Origin of the sequence: Pseudomonas sp. PONIH3 (assembly GCF_002934345.1) — a bacterium.
GTDB classification, from domain to species: Bacteria; Pseudomonadota; Gammaproteobacteria; order Pseudomonadales; family Pseudomonadaceae; genus Aquipseudomonas; species Aquipseudomonas soli.
This window is the reverse complement of record NZ_CP026386.1, coordinates 3,510,514-3,526,347: the sequence shown is the minus strand read 5'-3', so window position 1 is coordinate 3,526,347 and position 15,834 is coordinate 3,510,514. Positions and strand designations below refer to the sequence as shown.

Here is a 15,834-nt window from a genome sequence, read left to right as displayed (position 1 = left end):
TGCCGCTGGGCTGCGATTGACCAAGTAAGGGGCTAGAAAACCTGCAATCCCGCAGATGACGGCTCCCTATGAGGCAATCAAATGCAAACCCAGACCACCAGCGGTGATGACCGCTTCGATGTCGAAGATGTTGCTGCGGCGATCCGCGAAGGCCGCAGCCTGCGGCCAGCAGCGCTCTACCGGATCGTCGTCTTGGACGACCAGCTCCACGAACGTCACGTCGATCTCTCCGATCCGGTGCCGACCGGGCGCCAGATCCTTCAGGCCGCCGGATCGCGCCCGGCCGATGAGTACAGCGTTTATGCGATTTTGACCTCTGGCGAGTTCGAGGACCTGCGTCTGGACGAAACCTACGATCTGCGCGGCCGCGGTGCGGAACGTTTCGTCATCTTCCAGACTGATCGCGCGTTCAAGTTCACGATCGATGACCGGCAACTGGAGTGGGGCAAGCCCAGCATCAGCGGCCGCGTGCTCAAGGCGCTGGCCGGTGTCCCACCAGAGACCTACGACGTCTATCTCGAAGTGCGTGGCGGGGGCCAGGACATTCTGATCCGCGACGGCGACCTGATCGATCTGGGTAAGCCGGGCATCGAGCGCTTCATCACGCTAATCCGTGACACCACTGAGGGGCTGCTCACGCTGCCCGAAGCGGACCAGCGCTATCTGAGCAGCCATGGCGTGGCTTTCGAGATGGTGAGCGACGGCGCGCACACGGGCGTCATCTTCAAGCAGTTGCCGCTGCCCTCCGGAAAGCTCAACCACGCCACGGCCGATGTGCTCGTTCTCCTGCCGCCGGGCTATCCCGATGTTGCGCCGGACATGTTCTATTGCGACCCGTGGCTGACGCTGCAAAGCGTTGGGCGCTACCCGACCTGCGCTGACCAGGCCCACGCGTTCCAGGGCCGCAGCTGGCAGCGCTGGTCGCGCCACAACACAGCGTGGCGCCCGGGCATCGACGGCCTGCACACTATGCTCAAGCGCATCGAGCACGCCCTGGCGGAGGCGAAGTGATGTCGCCGGCCGCTCTGGACATCGTCCTGCTGGAGCCGCACGAGGCGGCCCTGCGCTTGCTGCTGCAAAGGGAAAACGGTGCCGAGGCGTCCGCCTACGTGCTGTTCGGCAAGGCTGACATCTCGGCAGACCCCTGGTCGGGAGTGCCTCGCACCAGATTGATCTCGCACGAAGTCATCCCCGTCGCGGCCGATGAAATGGTCTCCGCATCGCCTGTCCATGTCACATGGTCCACCCGAGGCTTCATGCGCATTCTCGGCATCGCGAAAGAACGGGGCTTGGTTGCGGGCCTGGTACACACGCATCCGAACGCGGCAGCGTTCTTCTCCGACCAGGATGACCGAAACGAGTCGGAGCTGGCCCGGACGACGTTCAACAAGGGCGTTTCCGGCCTAGCCAGCATGGTGTTCGGCCGCGATGACGCCATCGCGGGCAGGCTCTGGACTGCCCCCGGCAAGACGGTCATGGCATCCTCGATCTCGCTGGTAGGAAGCCAGATCAAGATCGCGCGCAAGGTGGCTGCGGCTGACGAAGATCAATTCCTGGCGCGGCAGGCCGCGCTCTTCGGCCAAGGGTTCAATCCAGTCGTGCGCGGGCTGCGGGTGGGTGTCGTAGGGGGCGGCGGCACGGGCAGTGCTGTCGCGATGCTATTGGCGCGGCTGGGCGTCGGCTTTCTGGGGCTGATGGACAAAGACACCATTGATGTCACCAATCTCAACCGCGTGCATGGCTCGCGCACCGCAGATGTGGACGCCGGCTTGGCCAAGGTGGACATCCTCGCGCGCGAGATTCGCGCCGCGGGTCTCGGCACCCAGGTCGTCACCAAAGACGAGTGGGTCGGCCATCCTGATCTGCGCGATCTGCTGCGCTCCTGCGACGTGCTTTTCGGCTGTACCGACGACCATCAGGGGCGGCTGACGCTTAACCGCTTGGCGCACTACTACGGCATCCCGCTGATCGATGTGGGCCTGCGCATGCGCGCGGCACGCAGCGGCGCGGACTTCGACATGACGGGGCGCGTGTCGACGATTGGGCCCGGCAAACCTTGTCTCATGTGTCTGGGAGTAGCCGATCCGCGCCGCGCTGCGGCCGAAGGACTCCGGCGCAGCGACCCGGCCGAGTTCGAGCGGCGTAAGGCGGAAGCCTATGTGGACGGCGGCGGCGACCCGGCGCCTGCGGTGGTCACGTTCACCACGGCCATCGCCTGCGCGGCCGTCGATGAGCTCATTCAGGGACTGACCGGTTTTCGCGGTCCTGCGGGCATGTCGCACAACAGGATTCGCCGCTTTGACCGCGTAGTGGATCGCACCATGACCTGCCGACCCTTGGCGTCTTGCCCGGTTTGTGCCAGCCAGGCGAGCTGGGGACGCGGCGATGTCAACCCATTTCTTGGGGTGATCGGATGACCATGAAGCGACTTATCGCGCGAGCGCTGCGCCGGCTCGGGTGGCTGCAGTACAACCTGCTCGTTTACCCGGTTGCGCAGCATCCGGGCAATAATGCCGTGCCGCCGGGAGAGCTGTGGCTGGTCATCGACACCGGCGTCAAGAAGTGGGCTTGCATGAGCTGCCCCGGCGGTTGTGGCGTGCAGATATCACTTTCCCTTAACCCGGATCGACGACCCCGGTGGTCTGTCGAAACAGACTTCTGGGGGCGACCAACCATGTCGCCCTCCATCCACCAGCATCGGGCATGTTCCTGTCACTTCTGGGTAAAGAAGGGTTTGATCGAGTGGTGCCGGTAGAGACCCACCCGGCACCATGTCCGGCCGATACGCAATCGACGCTGTCGTCGGCAAAGGTGCAGCCTTTGCCAAGCTCCGGGAGAAATCCACCATCCGCTGGTCGACTGCTGTTTAATATCAGATTCCGAATATTCGTCCTTGCGGTTCAGTGACTCCAACTCATACGAGCTCTTGATTGCATCGTCAGGCTTTGGCGGTGCGCTCATAGAAGTGGCTGCCGATCTGCCATTCGAGCTGGCGCACCGCGCGGCGCCTCGGCCTCGTAAAACCGACGGGTATGGTCATCCTTGACCGCCAGCAGCCGGACATAGGCCGACCACAGCAACCTGAAGACCAGGGCCAGTTCGGAGAGGTCAAATTTCCGAGACAGCGTCTTGGAAATTGCCTCAAGGGGGTAAGCGGCAAAGAAGCGCCGCATGTTTTCCAGGTTGTCCGGGCTGAACCCGCGCCCAAAGCGCGCCGTCAGACCGGCGGACAACCGCGCCATCAACTGCTCGCCGTAACCAGCCCGCCGCCTGCCTTTCTGCTCGGCTTCCACGATCCGGCGGCCAATCTCCCAATAGCTGGTCGTCATCAGCGCATTGACACTGCCCGCCGCTGCTTGGCGCGCGGCATCCAGCAGTTCCACGATGCCGCCCTGGATGCCAGCATATCCAGCCCCGGTAAGGCGGCGGATTCCCCACTGCTGCGGGCGTCTTCCTTGTCATGCTGTCACCTCCATAGAACGGGACGCCCCGGTAATCGCCAGCCGCCGATTCGCCACCAGCTCGGCGGCATCTCGCACCGGCTTGTCCTCGGTATGTACGTAGTGCATAAACATCGCAACGGTCTTGTGACCTGTGAGCTTCATGCCCACTTTGGTTGGCACGCCTGAGTTGGCAATGTCGGTCGTCGCTCGATGGCGGATGCCGTGCGTGCCGACGTGCGGCACGCCCGCGGCCTTGAGCACGCGCTTCCAGCCGCCATAGTGTTCGCCATGCGTCAGATGCCGGGCCGGGTCGTTGGGCGACGGCAGGACGTAGGGGGAGCCCTCCCGGCGCGGCGCCGTCGAAAGCAGCCGATAGGCTTCCTCGCTCATGGGTTTGGAAATGCCGCCGGTCTTGCTGTCGGGCCAGACGACGCGGCGCTTTTCCAGATCAACCCAGCCCCATTCGAGCGGGCAGATTTCGGAGCGGCGGGCGGCAAACTCGAATTGCAGGCGGATCGCCAGCGGGATGACGTAGTTCTCCAGTCCCTCGGCTTCCAAGTGCTCTAGGTGACGGAAGATCCGCACCAGTTCATCGTCCACGATGAGCCGGGTTTCCTTGCCGGGCGGAAACATCGGGACGTGGCGGCACGGGTTTGTGCCGTCCGGGCGCAACCCCCACACTTCGGCCAGGTTGAACATCTTGCGCAACACGCCGAAGGTGCGGTTCGCCTCGGCCGGCTTGTGGGCCAGCTTCTTCATCAGCGCGGCCACGTCCGGGCGCTTCACGTCCTGCACCTTCATCCGGCCCATGATCGGGATGATGCAGCGGTCGATGACGCCCTGATAGCCGCGCTGCGTGCTGGGCTTGTTGCGCTGCTTGGAGTAGTCCTCCATGAAGGTGTGGCAATACTCCTTCATGGTCTGTGCCTTGCGGGCGGCGGCCTTAGCCGCGCTGGGGTCGCCGCCCCGGCGCACCTCGGCCAGCCACTCCTGCGCCATGACACGGGCCTGCTCGACGGTCAGTTCGCCGTACTGGCCCAGGGCCGGCTTGCGGCGCTCGCCGGCGTTCGTCCGGTACTGGAGCATGAACACCTTGCGGCCGGCCGGGGTGATCTTGCACAGGAAGCCGGGCACCACGGTGTCCCGCAGTTCGATGGCCTGCGCCTGGGGCTTGGCGGCATCGACAGCGGATTTGGTGAGTTTGATTCTTGCCATGATGACTCCTCGGAAACCTCGGTTTCCAAGAGCCACATGGGAGCCACGCGACCGGAAGCCGGGTCAAGTTTCGGAAAGCACCGGCATATGATGGACGCGCCTAAGTCCTTGATAAACCTGCTGTAGCGGGCCTGGGCGCAGTCCAGCGAAGTGCCGGGCTGGAGTCATCGTCAAACAAAAAAAGGCCGCTCCCGGATGGGAGCGGCCTTTTTGCTATCGGGGCATACGCCCCTGCCAGTGCTATCAGCTCAGCAGATTACGCACATTGCCCATCGCTTCATCGGCAAATCCCTGCAGGAACGCCTGGAAGCCCGGCAGAGCCTCCGGGCCGCCTTCCCACGGCTCGGCCTGGATGGTCCAGGTCGCACGGCTGTGGCTGGCGTCGGTCGCCTGCACTTGCATGGCCGCCCACAGATTGCCGATATTCAAGCTGGTGTAGATCAGGCTCCAGGTCATGTTCATGGCTAGATCGTCACGGCTGTTCAATTGCTCTATCACCACGTTGCCATCCTTGAACAGTTTCTTGCGCACCGAGCGCACACCGCTGCCGGTCATCTCGATATGCGCCAGGGCAGGAATGAACACCGGGAAGCCAGCGAAGTTGCCGACGATGTTCCACACGCTGGCCGCCGGCGCGGCGATCTCCACGCTGGAAACCACCAGACAGCCTTGCGGGTTGCGGATCAGGGTATCGGGTTTGAGTGCTTGCATAGGGGTATTGCTCCTGTTGTGTATGAAAGGGGTCAGATAAAACCGATGTCGGCCAGGTAGCGGCAGCCGCGGCTGAGCAGCGCCGGGTCCTTGCTTGGGTAACGGGCGCCCATGCGCTGCACGCCGGCGCGGGCGTTGTCGTGGGCGATGCCGGAGATGTCACCGATGTCTTCCTCGAAACCGTCCAGGTAGAAGCCCAGGACGTCGTACAGCGCGTTGTCGCTATCGACCCTGGCCAACTGGCGCTGCCATTGCTCGATGCTGACCAGTTCGAAGGCATGGCCCTGGGCATGGAACGAAGCCAGGTAGTCACGCCAGCGCAGGGGTTCGGGGTTGTGCAGGTTGAACACGCACTGGCCGGCCAGGTGACGGCTGCTGTGGAAAGCGATGAAGCGGGACAGGAAGTCCACCGGCATGAGGTCGAAGTCGATTTCGAGCTCCGGCACCTGGCCCAACTGCAGCGAGCCCTTGAGCATCAGCATCAGCCGGTTGCGCTGCGGCTGGCAGACCCCGGTGCGGCTATCGAAGGTGATGTTGCCGGGGCGGAACAGGTTGACCCACACGCCCTGCTCACGGGCACGGCTGAGGATGCGCTCGCCGACCCATTTGCTGAGGTTGTAGCCGTTGCGGATGTAGATTGGCGGAGTACTGGTCGGATCGCTCTCCAGCACGCGACCGTCAATGTCGACCGCGCTGCAAGCGGACAGGGTCGAGATGAAGTTAAAGATCTTTTTGCGCCGGCCTTCGCATAGTCGCAGGCACTCGAACAAGGGCTCGATGTTGTCGGCTGCCAGGACCTCGTAGTCGAGCACATGGTTGACCTGCGCGGCGTTGTGCAGCAACGCGCCATAGTTACTGTCCAGGTAGTCGTAGTCGGCCTGGGCCAAACCCAGCAGTGGCTTGCGCAGGTCCGCTTCGAATACCCGCACGCGGCTGCGGTCCAGGGTGACGTGGTTGTCCTGCAGGGCCTGGGAGAAACGCTCATCGGCGGATAGCCCTGCGGCGCTGCGTACCAGGCAAGCGACTTCACTCGCGCCCCACTCCAGCAGGGCCTCGACCAGATGCACGCCAAGGAAGCTGTTGGCCCCGGTGACGATCACCTTGTGCACATCGCCCAGGCGCTCCAGCGGTTGCACTTGCAGGCCCAGTTCGCGGTTGGCGTCCTGCTCCAGGCGTACCAGGGAGGTTTGCAACGCCTCGTGATCGCCATCGAGCAGCGCGCCCAGGCGTTGCAGGGTCGGCTGTTCGATGAAGCGGTTGATGGCCACCCCCTGGCCGAAGTGTTCCCTGACCTCCAGCAGCAGGCGCGACAGCAGGATGGAGTGCCCGCCGAGGTTGAAGAAGCTCTCGTCGACGGAAATCTCGCTGTGTGGAAGCTCCAGCAGCGCACTCCACAGGCAGCGCAGGCGCTCCTCGGTGGTTGTCCGCGGTTCGATGCGCTGGCTGGTTGGCAACGCCAGTGGACGCAACGACAACGCCCGGCGATCCACCTTGCCGTTGGCGGTATAGGGCATCTGCTGCAGTACCTGATAGAACATCGGGCGCATGTAGTCGGGTAGGTGTCGCTCGGCATGCTCGCGCAGCAAGGTTTCGCCATCGGCCCGTTGCGGGTGGGCAAGGAAGGCCAGGACCCGCCGCTGGGCGTCGATCACCACCGCCACCTGGGCGAACAGCTGGCTATCGCGCAGGCAGTGCTCGATTTCTTCGGGTTCGACCCGGAAGCCACGGATCTTCACCTGGTTGTCTCGCCGGCCGCACAGCTCGATACCTTGGTCCGTCCATTTGCCGATATCTCCCGTGCGGTAGGCGCGCAGTGTGCGGCCCGCGGGCAAGCTCAGCTCGACGAAGCGTTCGGCGCTCAGTTCGGGGTTGTTCAGGTAGCCCAGGCCGACACCTGGCCCGACGATGTACAGCTCGCCCGGGGTCTGCTCACAAACCGGCTGCAGGTGTTGGTCGAGGATCAACACCTGGGTGTTGGCGATTGGCAGCCCCAGGTTGCGGTTGTCGTCGCCCGTACCGAACACCCGGGTCGTGGCCAGCACGGTGGTTTCGGTCGGCCCATAGATATTGTGCATCCGGCATTGCCCGGCCAATCGGGCGATGACCTCCGGTTCGCAGACGTCGCCGCCGGTGACCAGATGGCGCAGGCCCAGATGGAGATCCCGGGGCAGGATGCTCAGCAGCGCCGGTGGCAGGAACGCGTGGCTCACCTCCTCTCTGTGGATAAGTTGTACCAGCAGTTGCGGATCGCGACGCTGGTCTTCACTGGGCAGGACCAGTTCCGCGCCACAGGCGAACGTCGGCAGGATATCCAGCAGCGAGGCATCGAAGCCGATGGTGGAGAACTGCAGGACCCGGCTGTGCCGGTCCAGGTCCACATGCTCGCGATACCAGGCCATGAAGTGCGCCAGGTTGCCTTGGCTGAGCAACACGCCTTTCGGTTGGCCGGTGGTGCCGGAGGTGTAGATCGCCACGCAGGCCTGCTCGGCGGCAGCCTGGCGCAACGCCAGGCTGGGCGGCGGCAAGTCCTGCGCCAAAGGAAGGTTGCGCACATCCACATCAGGGATATCCACAGGCGTCTGGCCGTCGTGCAGCATGACGCAGGCGCCTGCGTCGTCGAGGATCAGCTGGCGGCGCTCGGCCGGCGTGGCCGGATCCAGTGGCAGGTAGATGGCGGCGCAGCCCAGCACCGCCAGCAGGCTGGCGTAGAGCTCGGGTGACTTGCCCATGCATACGGCGACCACAGGCGGCTGTTCCCCGGCGTCGGGCAGCAGCGGCAACAGGGCCTGCTGGATGACGGCGGCGCGGGCGTGCAGTTGCTCATAAGAGCAACGCTGGCCGTTGTGGTTCACGGCGGGAGACCCTGCGTGCACACGCAGGCTGTGCTCCAGGCCGCCGATCAGGCCTGTTTCGGCCTTCTCCAGCAAATCGGCGCGCAGTGTGCGGTTGAACGGATGGCGGTAGGCCAAAGTGTCCAGCCAGTCCAGGCCGTGCTCACGCTCCTGGTCTCCCGGGCTCACCGCAGGCGTTTCCTGCAGATGCAACGGGTTGCGGGCGAAGCGGGTGACCTGCAGCGCCAGTTGCTCGCACAGGGCTTGCAAGGTGTCCTCACGCAGCTGTTGGCCATTGCCGGAGCGCGGTGTGTGTATCGGCACGCGATGGATCAGCCGCTGGGCGCTGGCACTGCCGCACCAGCACAGGGCCTCCAGTTGCGGCAGGGTGTCGGCGTAGCTCGCACCCAGGCGCAGCCTGAGCAGCGGCGTGCCGCCCAGGGGCTGCCAATCACTGCTGCGCAGTGCCAGGCTGCCATCCTCCACCACCAGGTCGGGTTGGGCCGACAACTGCCGGGGGACGGCCTGGGCGCTATCGGCCCTGGCCGAGCCATGTCCGTGCTCGGCGAGCAGGCGGGCGAACTCCTCCAGGGGCGGGCTGGTGCCCACCAGGAGTATGTCGAGGCGTCTCATGTCTAAGTCCTCAGGGCAGATAGTCGCGCAGGGCGTCCTGTACGCAGGGAGACTCGAGCATCGAGCTGCTGCGGAAGAAACGCAGGATGTTGCCCAGCAGCGGATGCTGGCGGTTGATCGGGTAGGCCAGGCCCAGCGCTTCCTCGCGCAGGGCCTGGCGCACCGTATCGCTCACCGGCAAGGCGTCGATCAGGGCGCAGTCGAAAGCCTGCTGGATGTCGTTGGTCAGGTACTGGCGCAGGAACAACGGGAGTACCTTGGCGATCATCTGGCGATCCGCCTCAGGCGCGGTATGCCAGTAGATGCGCGTCAGGCGCGCCCAGAAGCTCGAGTGACGACCTTCGTCCAGCAGGTGATCGGCCATCAGACCCTTCACCGAGGGCTTGACCGAGTCGTCGCGGGCAAAGGCCGCGACATCGTCGGTCAGGGTGTTCTCGGCGATGCCCACGCAGATCAGCTCCAGGGCGTCACGCAGGGCCTCGGGCACCTGTTCCAGCACGGCTGGAATGGCGCGGCTGAGTTCGATTTCCTGGGGCAGGGCGATCGGCTCGATCCCGGTCAGGGCGATGCTCTGCTGCAGGAAGTCCATCGCCACCAGGGCGTGATAGTCCTCGTCCACCACCACGGTCATCGCGTCGTAGCGGCAGGCGAACGGGAAACGCACGGCAAAGCGGTCCTTGGCGATGCGCCGGGCGGTACGGTCGACGATCTCGGTCTCGAAGATCACCACGTCATTGATGAACTTGTAGAGGCTCTGTACCAGCACGAAGTCGCGCAACTGCGGGCACTCGCGCTGGAACGTCGCGCCGAGCACCAGGGGCTGGCGGCTCAGGGGGTAGATCAGGCGCTGGTCATCCTCTACCTGGCGTCGTGGCCGAGTGCGAATGGTCGCCCTGGCCTCCCAGGCCTCGGCAAAGGAGCGATACTCGAGGGCATTCATGGGGTGACCTCGGCAACAGCCGTTTTCAGCGACGTACGCAGGCGGTCCCACAGGGCCATGCGGCTGTCCACCGCGGCGATGGCGGCCACGTAGACGTCTTCCTGGCGCAGCGGATCGTGATCGACCAGGCGTGCCAGCAATTGCTCGGCGGCGGGGCCGTGGTCCTCGGAGTCGACTTCGATGTGACGTTGCAGGTAGTAGCGGAAGGTCGGTGCCTGCTCGGTGCCGATGCCCCACTCGTCGAGAATCTGCTGGAACATCGATGGAATGACGCTTTCCCGCCCGTGCAGGAAGGCGGCGGCAACCTGGTGGGCCGGTGCCTCGATGGCCACTTCGAGAGTGTCACGAACGAACCGCTGTGCCGCTTCACTGGCGCCACAGCGTTGCAGCGCGTCGAATGCCGCGACGCCTTGTTGCTGCAGGCTGACGAAGCGTTCGATGGCCTGGGTGCTTGCACCGACTTCGCGCATGGCATCCAGATACAGCTCGAAGTGGCTGTAGTGACCATGATCCAGGCGCTCGTCTGATTCTTCGCCCAGGACGATCTCGTTGATCAGACGCGCTGCGGCCGGGTCCCTTGGTGGCAGCCAGGGCAGGCTGACGCAGGTCAGCTCCTGCTGCAGGCGTTTGGTCAGAGACATGAAGTCCCAGACAGCGAACACATGGGTTTCCATGAACCCCCGGAGCGTCTCCAGAGAATCGATTTCGGAAAATAGCGGGTGCAGGGAGAGTTTATGTTTCTTGTCGGAAAGTGTGCGCTTCAATGTGCTCATGATGAGCTCCGTTTAGGGTTGAAATACAGGGTTGGTATTACTCTGAAAGTTGCAAGGCAGATAAATGCCGGGCGAATGAAGGCCTCGAGTGGAAACTCGAATTCGAACAACAGGCAGAGGCCAGCAGGGCTCGTCTGGCTAAGCGCTCACGGAGGCGCAGGGCCGCTCCTTGGCTGGCGATATAAAAGTTAGAACAACTTCAAAGTTTGCCGCAATTGTTTTTTTGATTAATTTATATTCGGACTTTTCTTGAAATATACGGTTCTGAATAAAACTTTGAGTAAGTTTTATTTTGGCAATACGTACTCCTTCCGATAATTAACGATCAGAAAAAATGTCACAGAGTGAATGCCTCACTCGGAGCACGAATGAACGGAGAGGGGGAGAGTAACTATTGAGGGGCGGCTGATCGCTTGCGGTCCTTGCCCCGGTGCCAGGTTCCTTCTGCAAGTTAATGGGGAGGCAGACGGCCAGGTCCACGTCTGATGATCAGCGGCCGCTGCGGGGAGTAGAGTGTCCCCAAAAAGCTGGCACTGCCATGGCCAGGCACTGACCGGGCCACGGAAAAGCCTTGATCAGCACAGGGATGGCAGGGGGAGGATTAGAAACTCAGCAACCCGAGATGGGCGTTGAAGATGCGCACCAGGCGCTGGTTCAGCAACGAACTATCCACCGCTTGCAGCGGTAGCTCAATCAGCTCCAGCTCCCGACGAACCAGCCTGTGCCAACCAAGCATTGCCGCCAGGGAGCCTGGCGGATAGAGCACAGTCGTGGGGATATGAAGGGGCAGGTGGGTGGTACTGAATTGTGGGCTGTCACAGCTTGAAACAAACAAATGACGGGTCAGCCCTGGGCAAGCACCCTGCACCTTCTGTATCAGGGCCAGTGCGATATGCGCGCCTAGCCCTTGGGCAAACAAGGCGTGCGGCTGCACGAGGTAGGGTTGGAGCTGTTCAAGCAGCACCTGAGTCAGATGCCCAGAAATGGGCAGTAATTGTTCGGGGTCGGCGATGGAGGGCACATCGACCGCGACCAGTTCGATGGGATCGCCCAGGGTCCTTGCCCACGTGCGGTATTGGGCAAGTTGCTGTCGGGTGCTTGCCAGGCAGATCAAGCGAATCCTGGGGGGCTGGTCGGGCGTGGTTTCCTGTCGCGTCTGCACGTGCACTGCCGTTCCTTGTGGCGGATCGTGTCTGCGCAGCGACGCGGTCGCTGAGGTCGGCTGCGCGGTTGAGCAGAATCAGTTGCCCGATTGCTTGTCGAGGTAGTTCCTGATGGTTCGCGCGGCGTGGTTCAGGTGCTCTTCCAGGAGCTTGATGGCTTCGTCAACCAGTTTGTCGCTGGCAGCGTCGACCAACGCGATGTGGTCGTCCTGGGTGAGCTTGCCCAGCCCCATCGAGGACAGATGGAAGCGCAGGAAGCGTTCCTCCTCGTTGAGCTCGATCTCGATCATGCGCAGCAGTTTCTGGTTCTTTGCCTTGCTATAGAGGGCCATGTGGAACAGACGGTTGAGCCTGCCGATTTCAGCGTGGCGGGTCTCGTTCTCCAGTTGGCGGATATACGATCTGGCCTGGGCGATGTCGTCAGCGTCGAGCGAGGGGATTGACTGGCGCAGTGCCTCAGTCTCGAGCAGTACGCGCAGGGCGTAGGTATCGACGGCGTCCTCGCCGATCAGCGGTGCCACCACGGCGCCTTTGTGCATCACCACCTGTAGCAGGGACTGGGCCTCCAATTGGCGTAGCGCCTCGCGCACGGGCATGCGGCTGACGCCAAACAGGGTCGCCAGCTCTTGCTGGCGCACCGCGGTCCCCGGTGGCAGTCGGCCGTCGAGGATGGCACTGCGCAGACGCTCTTCGATGACACCGCGCGCCAGGTGCGGCGGTACCTGCTCGCTGCCTAGCACGGTGCTCAGGAGTTTGGGTTTCTCAGCCACGCGGGGTTCGCCTCGGCAACATGAAAATTGGATCCAATAACCCTAGTGAGGGAAGGGGGCGCTTGTCAAACGGATTGATCAGGCAGTTGCGCCGTGGCGCACTCACGAAACGCGGCTATCGTGAAGCAAGTTGCCGGCATTGGGAAGATGGTCAAGGTCGCCAGCCCTTGTACGAAGCGGCTTTGCCGACAGTTGGCAGCACTGGCAGCCGGCGCCATTGTCTTTTCTCGCGCCAGCCCGCACCATCGCTGCTTTCGACTGATCTGAACAGGTGTTCGCAGTGGCGATACCTTGGCCTCTCAACGCGATCGTTCGCCGGCTCGGCCTTGCCGTGCTGCTCGGCTGCTTGTGGCTGGGCGTCACGCAGGCGGATTGGGACTTCTCGCAGATCAGCCGCCGTGCCCAGGCGCTCTATGGCCCATTAGGCCCGGGCCAGGGGCGTATCGATGCCTGGCAGAACCTGCTGTCGACACAGAAGCAGGGCAGCGAGATGGAGCAGTTGCAAGTGGTCAATCTGTTCTTCAACAAGCAGTTGCGCTACGTCGAGGACATAGACCTATGGCACGAGGTTGACTACTGGGCCACGCCGGTCCAATCGCTGATCAAAGGAGCGGGCGACTGCGAGGACTACGCCATCGCCAAGTACTTCAGCCTGCGGCGTATCGGCATTCCGGCGGAGAAGCTGCGCATCACTTACGTCAAAGCCCTGCGCCAGAATCGTGCGCACATGGTCCTGACCTATTATTCAAGCCCACAGGCGCAGCCGCTGGTGCTCGACAGCCTGATGGACGCGATCAAGCCGGCCAGCCAGCGCACTGACCTGCTGCCGGTGTACGCCTTCAACGGTGAAGGCTTGTGGCTGACCGGCGCAGGCGGCAACAGGAAGGTCGGCGACACCAAGCGCCTGTCGCGTTGGCAGGACTTGCTGAAGAAAATGCAGGCCGAAGGGTTCCCGGCCGAACCGGTTTACTGAAGGAGCACAGATGTCACTGTTCAAACAATTGCTGCTAGCCATTTGCCTGTTCCTGGTGATCGCCTTCAGTGGCAGTTTCATGGTCAGCCTGGAGAGCTCGCGCAGCCAGTATGTCAACCAACTGCGTTCTCATGCCCAGGATGCCGCGACCGCGTTGGCGTTGTCGCTGACGCCGAATATCGATGACCCGGCGATGGTCGAGCTGATGGTCAGCTCGATTTTCGACAGTGGCTACTACTCGAGTATCAAGGTTATCGACCTGGACTCCAATGCCGTGCTGGTCGAGCGTCACGCAGAGCCCGACACCGGCGGCGTGCCGGGCTGGTTCATCCAGCTCATCGGCCTGGAGCCAGCCGGTGGCGATGCCCTCGTCAGCCGGGGCTGGCAGCAGGCGGCGCGGGTAGAGGTGATAAGCCACCCGATGTTCGCCTTGGCCAAGCTCTGGCAGAGCGCCTTGGGCAGCCTTGGATGGCTGCTGCTGTGCGGCGCCGTGAGCGCGGTGCTCGGGGCGCTGCTGCTGCGCCGCCAGTTGCGTCCGCTCGACTATATGGTGGCGCAGTCCCACGCCATCGCCCGTCGTGAGTTCCTCAGTCTGCCCGAGCTGCCACGCACCCCCGAACTGCGCCGAGTGGTACAGGCCATGAACCAGATGGTCGAGAAACTCAAGGCTCTGTTCACCGAGCAGGCCGAGCGCAGCGAGAAGCTGCGTGCGGAGTCCTACCAGGACAGCCTCACCGGCCTGGCCAACCGCCGTTACTTCGAAATGCAGCTCAATGCCCGGGTCAGCAACTTGGAGGAGGCCCGGAGCGGCTACCTGCTGTTGCTGCGGGTTCAGGACCTGGCCGGGCTCAATGCCCGGCTGGGTGGTCAGCGTACCGACCAATTACTGCAGGCGGTGGGGGAGCAATTGCTTCGCACCTGTGCGAACTACCCCGAGACAAACGACCTGATCACGCGCAGCCGTGGCGGCGAGTTCGCGGTATTGGCGCCGGGCATGGTTCATGATGAGGCAATCCAACTGGCGCAAGCCCTGGAAGGCACCTTGCAGAGCCTGCACGAGACCGGAGCCAGCGATGTTGACCCGGTGGCCTGCATTGGCCTTGCCCCCTTCAGTCCAGGTGATGCGCCGCAAGGGCTCCTCAAGCTCGCCGACGAAGCTCTGGCCCGCGCCGAGAGTCAGCCCGCACCGGGTTGGGTATGCCTGGAACAGGGCGCCGCAGACCAAGCCGCCGACAGCCACCATGTCTGGCATACGCGCCTGGACCAGGCGCTGGGCCAAGGGCAGTTCGAGCTGTTCTTCCAGCCCGTCGTCGATGCCCGGGCGCCCGAGCGAGTGCTGCATTACAAGGTCATCTCGCGCTTGCACGACGAAGTGGGCGAAGCCCTGGCGGCCGGCCGTTTCCTACCTTGGCTGGAGCGCTTCGGCTGGATGCCACGGCTGGACTTGCTGGTGCTGGAAAAGGTGCTCAAGCACCTGCACGGGCATGGCGAAGCGTTGGCACTGAACTTGTCGGCTGCGACACTGGCCGATCCCAAGGCGCTGCAGCGGATCTATGACCTGTTGGGGCAGCACAGTGCACTGGGACCGCGGCTGACTTTCGAGATCGGCGAGGAGCAGCTGCCCGAGCAGTCGGTGCTGGAGCTCCTGACCCGGCGCCTGCGAACATTGGGCTTCAGCCTGGCGCTGCAGCGTTTCGGTGGGCGCTTCAGCATGATCGGAAACCTGGCTCACTTGGGGCTGGCCTACTTGAAAATCGATGGTGGCTATATCCGCAACATTGACCAGGAACGCCACAAGCGCCTCTTCATCGAAGCTATCCAGCGGGCGGCACACAGTATCGACCTGCCGCTGATCGCTGAGCGGGTGGAGACCGAGGGGGAGTTGAAGGTGCTGCGGGACATGGGTGTGCAGGGCATCCAGGGCCAACTGGTTGGTGGGCCGGCCCCCTGGCGTTGACCAGCCGTGTCATCAGTGCGAGGCAACTCGCACTGCAATACGCCGCCAGCTTGGTCAGATCAACCCGCCTTCCTCGTCTTCCTCTATCAGGTTGTTCAGGCTACCCAGCGCCTTGCGCGCGGTGGAGCGGTTGAGCAACTTGGCCTGGGCGCCGGGCGGCAGGTCGGTGATGCTGAACACGCCTTTGGCAGTCAGCACCTCGATCAGGTCCTCCAGCACCCGGATCATGTCCAGATCGCTCTGCTTGAGCTGCCTGAGGCTGTTCTCAACGACATCGTCGGCGAACCATTCCTGGATCTCGGCACTGTCGGCGGGGACCATGTCCGTAAATCCATCAAACCCGGCGGCTTCCACTCGCAGCAAACGGCCGTCAGCGTCGCGTTGCACGTAGAACATGGCGGCGTCCCTCGTCACGATGATTCCTT

At 63.3% G+C, this 15,834-nt stretch carries 14 protein-coding genes; 5 read left to right on the top strand and 9 right to left on the bottom strand.

The genetic code is table 11. From position 1 onward, the window contains the following. The first annotated feature begins 81 nt into the window (after nucleotides 1-81). Genes C3F42_RS16210 through C3F42_RS30305 form a run of 3 tightly spaced genes read left to right on the top strand, consistent with a single transcriptional unit; the run spans nucleotide 82 to nucleotide 2,755 of the window. The gene (locus C3F42_RS16210) at nucleotides 82-1,011 is read left to right on the top strand and encodes a multiubiquitin domain-containing protein (protein ID WP_019184000.1); all 930 of its coding nucleotides are present in this window, start codon (nucleotides 82-84) and stop codon (nucleotides 1,009-1,011) included. Continuing rightward, the gene (locus tag C3F42_RS16205) at nucleotides 1,011-2,417 is read left to right on the top strand and encodes a ThiF family adenylyltransferase (protein WP_033948202.1); all 1,407 of its coding nucleotides are present in this window, start codon (nucleotides 1,011-1,013) and stop codon (nucleotides 2,415-2,417) included. Before C3F42_RS16210 ends, C3F42_RS16205 begins: the two co-directional genes overlap by 1 nt. Beyond that, nucleotides 2,414-2,755, top strand: coding sequence for a DUF6527 family protein (locus C3F42_RS30305; protein WP_339328081.1), 342 nt, complete (start codon nucleotides 2,414-2,416; stop codon nucleotides 2,753-2,755). The genes C3F42_RS16205 and C3F42_RS30305 overlap by 4 nt, the downstream gene beginning before the upstream one ends. A 202-nt stretch (nucleotides 2,756-2,957) precedes the next feature. On the opposite strand, the gene C3F42_RS29965 is transcribed toward C3F42_RS30305, so the two are convergent. The 8 genes from C3F42_RS29965 to C3F42_RS16160 all read right to left on the bottom strand — a co-directional run bounded on the left by C3F42_RS29965 (nucleotide 2,958) and on the right by C3F42_RS16160 (nucleotide 12,479). Then, complete coding sequence (locus C3F42_RS29965) at nucleotides 2,958-3,383, bottom strand: DUF1016 N-terminal domain-containing protein (protein ID WP_052151340.1); 426 nt, start codon at nucleotides 3,381-3,383, stop codon at nucleotides 2,958-2,960. 75 nt (nucleotides 3,384-3,458) lie between these two features. Beyond that, nucleotides 3,459-4,658 (bottom strand): site-specific integrase, encoded by a 1,200-nt coding sequence (locus C3F42_RS16190; RefSeq protein ID WP_033948200.1) that lies wholly within the window; start codon nucleotides 4,656-4,658, stop codon nucleotides 3,459-3,461. Nucleotides 4,659-4,901: 243 nt separating this feature from the next. Next, nucleotides 4,902-5,369 carry an SRPBCC family protein gene (locus C3F42_RS16185; RefSeq protein WP_104444639.1) on the bottom strand — a complete coding sequence of 156 codons (468 nt, stop codon included), beginning with the start codon at nucleotides 5,367-5,369 and terminating at the stop codon, nucleotides 4,902-4,904. A gap of 32 nt (nucleotides 5,370-5,401) precedes the next feature. After that, nucleotides 5,402-8,833: an amino acid adenylation domain-containing protein gene (locus C3F42_RS16180; protein ID WP_104444638.1), complete on the bottom strand. Its 3,432-nt coding sequence runs from the start codon at nucleotides 8,831-8,833 to the stop codon at nucleotides 5,402-5,404. 10 nt (nucleotides 8,834-8,843) lie between these two features. Continuing rightward, nucleotides 8,844-9,773, bottom strand: coding sequence for a diiron oxygenase (locus C3F42_RS16175; RefSeq protein WP_023628875.1), 930 nt, complete (start codon nucleotides 9,771-9,773; stop codon nucleotides 8,844-8,846). Next, entirely contained in the window at nucleotides 9,770-10,546 is a 777-nt protein-coding gene (locus C3F42_RS16170) for a DUF3050 domain-containing protein (RefSeq protein WP_023628876.1), read from the bottom strand. The genes C3F42_RS16175 and C3F42_RS16170 overlap by 4 nt, the downstream gene beginning before the upstream one ends. A gap of 601 nt (nucleotides 10,547-11,147) precedes the next feature. After that, nucleotides 11,148-11,714, bottom strand: a complete 567-nt coding sequence (locus C3F42_RS16165) for a hypothetical protein (protein ID WP_023628877.1) — start codon at nucleotides 11,712-11,714, stop codon at nucleotides 11,148-11,150. A 72-nt stretch (nucleotides 11,715-11,786) separates the two neighbouring features. Further along, entirely contained in the window at nucleotides 11,787-12,479 is a 693-nt protein-coding gene (locus C3F42_RS16160) for a GntR family transcriptional regulator (RefSeq protein WP_023628878.1), read from the bottom strand. Nucleotides 12,480-12,750: 271 nt separating this feature from the next. On the opposite strand from C3F42_RS16160, the gene lapG reads away from it, so the two are divergent. Next, nucleotides 12,751-13,452, top strand: a complete 702-nt coding sequence (lapG, locus tag C3F42_RS16155; protein WP_244916739.1) for a cysteine protease LapG — start codon at nucleotides 12,751-12,753, stop codon at nucleotides 13,450-13,452. Between the two features lie 10 nt (nucleotides 13,453-13,462). Further along, nucleotides 13,463-15,409, top strand: coding sequence for a cyclic di-GMP receptor LapD (gene lapD, locus C3F42_RS16150; RefSeq protein ID WP_094012622.1), 1,947 nt, complete (start codon nucleotides 13,463-13,465; stop codon nucleotides 15,407-15,409). Nucleotides 15,410-15,463: 54 nt separating this feature from the next. On the opposite strand, the gene C3F42_RS16145 is transcribed toward lapD, so the two are convergent. Then, the gene (locus C3F42_RS16145; RefSeq protein WP_023628881.1) at nucleotides 15,464-15,805 is read right to left on the bottom strand and encodes a hypothetical protein; all 342 of its coding nucleotides are present in this window, start codon (nucleotides 15,803-15,805) and stop codon (nucleotides 15,464-15,466) included. Between the last annotated feature and the right edge of the window lie 29 nt (nucleotides 15,806-15,834).

Coding starts and splice junctions, on each gene's coding strand:
- C3F42_RS16210 (WP_019184000.1), top strand. CDS start 82: ATGCAAACCCAGACCACCAGCGGTGATGACCGCTTCGATGTCGAAGAT.
- C3F42_RS16205 (WP_033948202.1), top strand. CDS start 1,011: ATGTCGCCGGCCGCTCTGGACATCGTCCTGCTGGAGCCGCACGAGGCG.
- C3F42_RS30305 (WP_339328081.1), top strand. CDS start 2,414: ATGACCATGAAGCGACTTATCGCGCGAGCGCTGCGCCGGCTCGGGTGG.
- C3F42_RS16190 (WP_033948200.1), bottom strand. CDS start 4,658: ATGGCAAGAATCAAACTCACCAAATCCGCTGTCGATGCCGCCAAGCCC.
- C3F42_RS16185 (WP_104444639.1), bottom strand. CDS start 5,369: ATGCAAGCACTCAAACCCGATACCCTGATCCGCAACCCGCAAGGCTGT.
- C3F42_RS16180 (WP_104444638.1), bottom strand. CDS start 8,833: ATGAGACGCCTCGACATACTCCTGGTGGGCACCAGCCCGCCCCTGGAG.
- C3F42_RS16175 (WP_023628875.1), bottom strand. CDS start 9,773: ATGAATGCCCTCGAGTATCGCTCCTTTGCCGAGGCCTGGGAGGCCAGG.
- C3F42_RS16170 (WP_023628876.1), bottom strand. CDS start 10,546: ATGAGCACATTGAAGCGCACACTTTCCGACAAGAAACATAAACTCTCC.
- lapD (WP_094012622.1), top strand. CDS start 13,463: ATGTCACTGTTCAAACAATTGCTGCTAGCCATTTGCCTGTTCCTGGTG.
- C3F42_RS16145 (WP_023628881.1), bottom strand. CDS start 15,805: ATGTTCTACGTGCAACGCGACGCTGACGGCCGTTTGCTGCGAGTGGAA.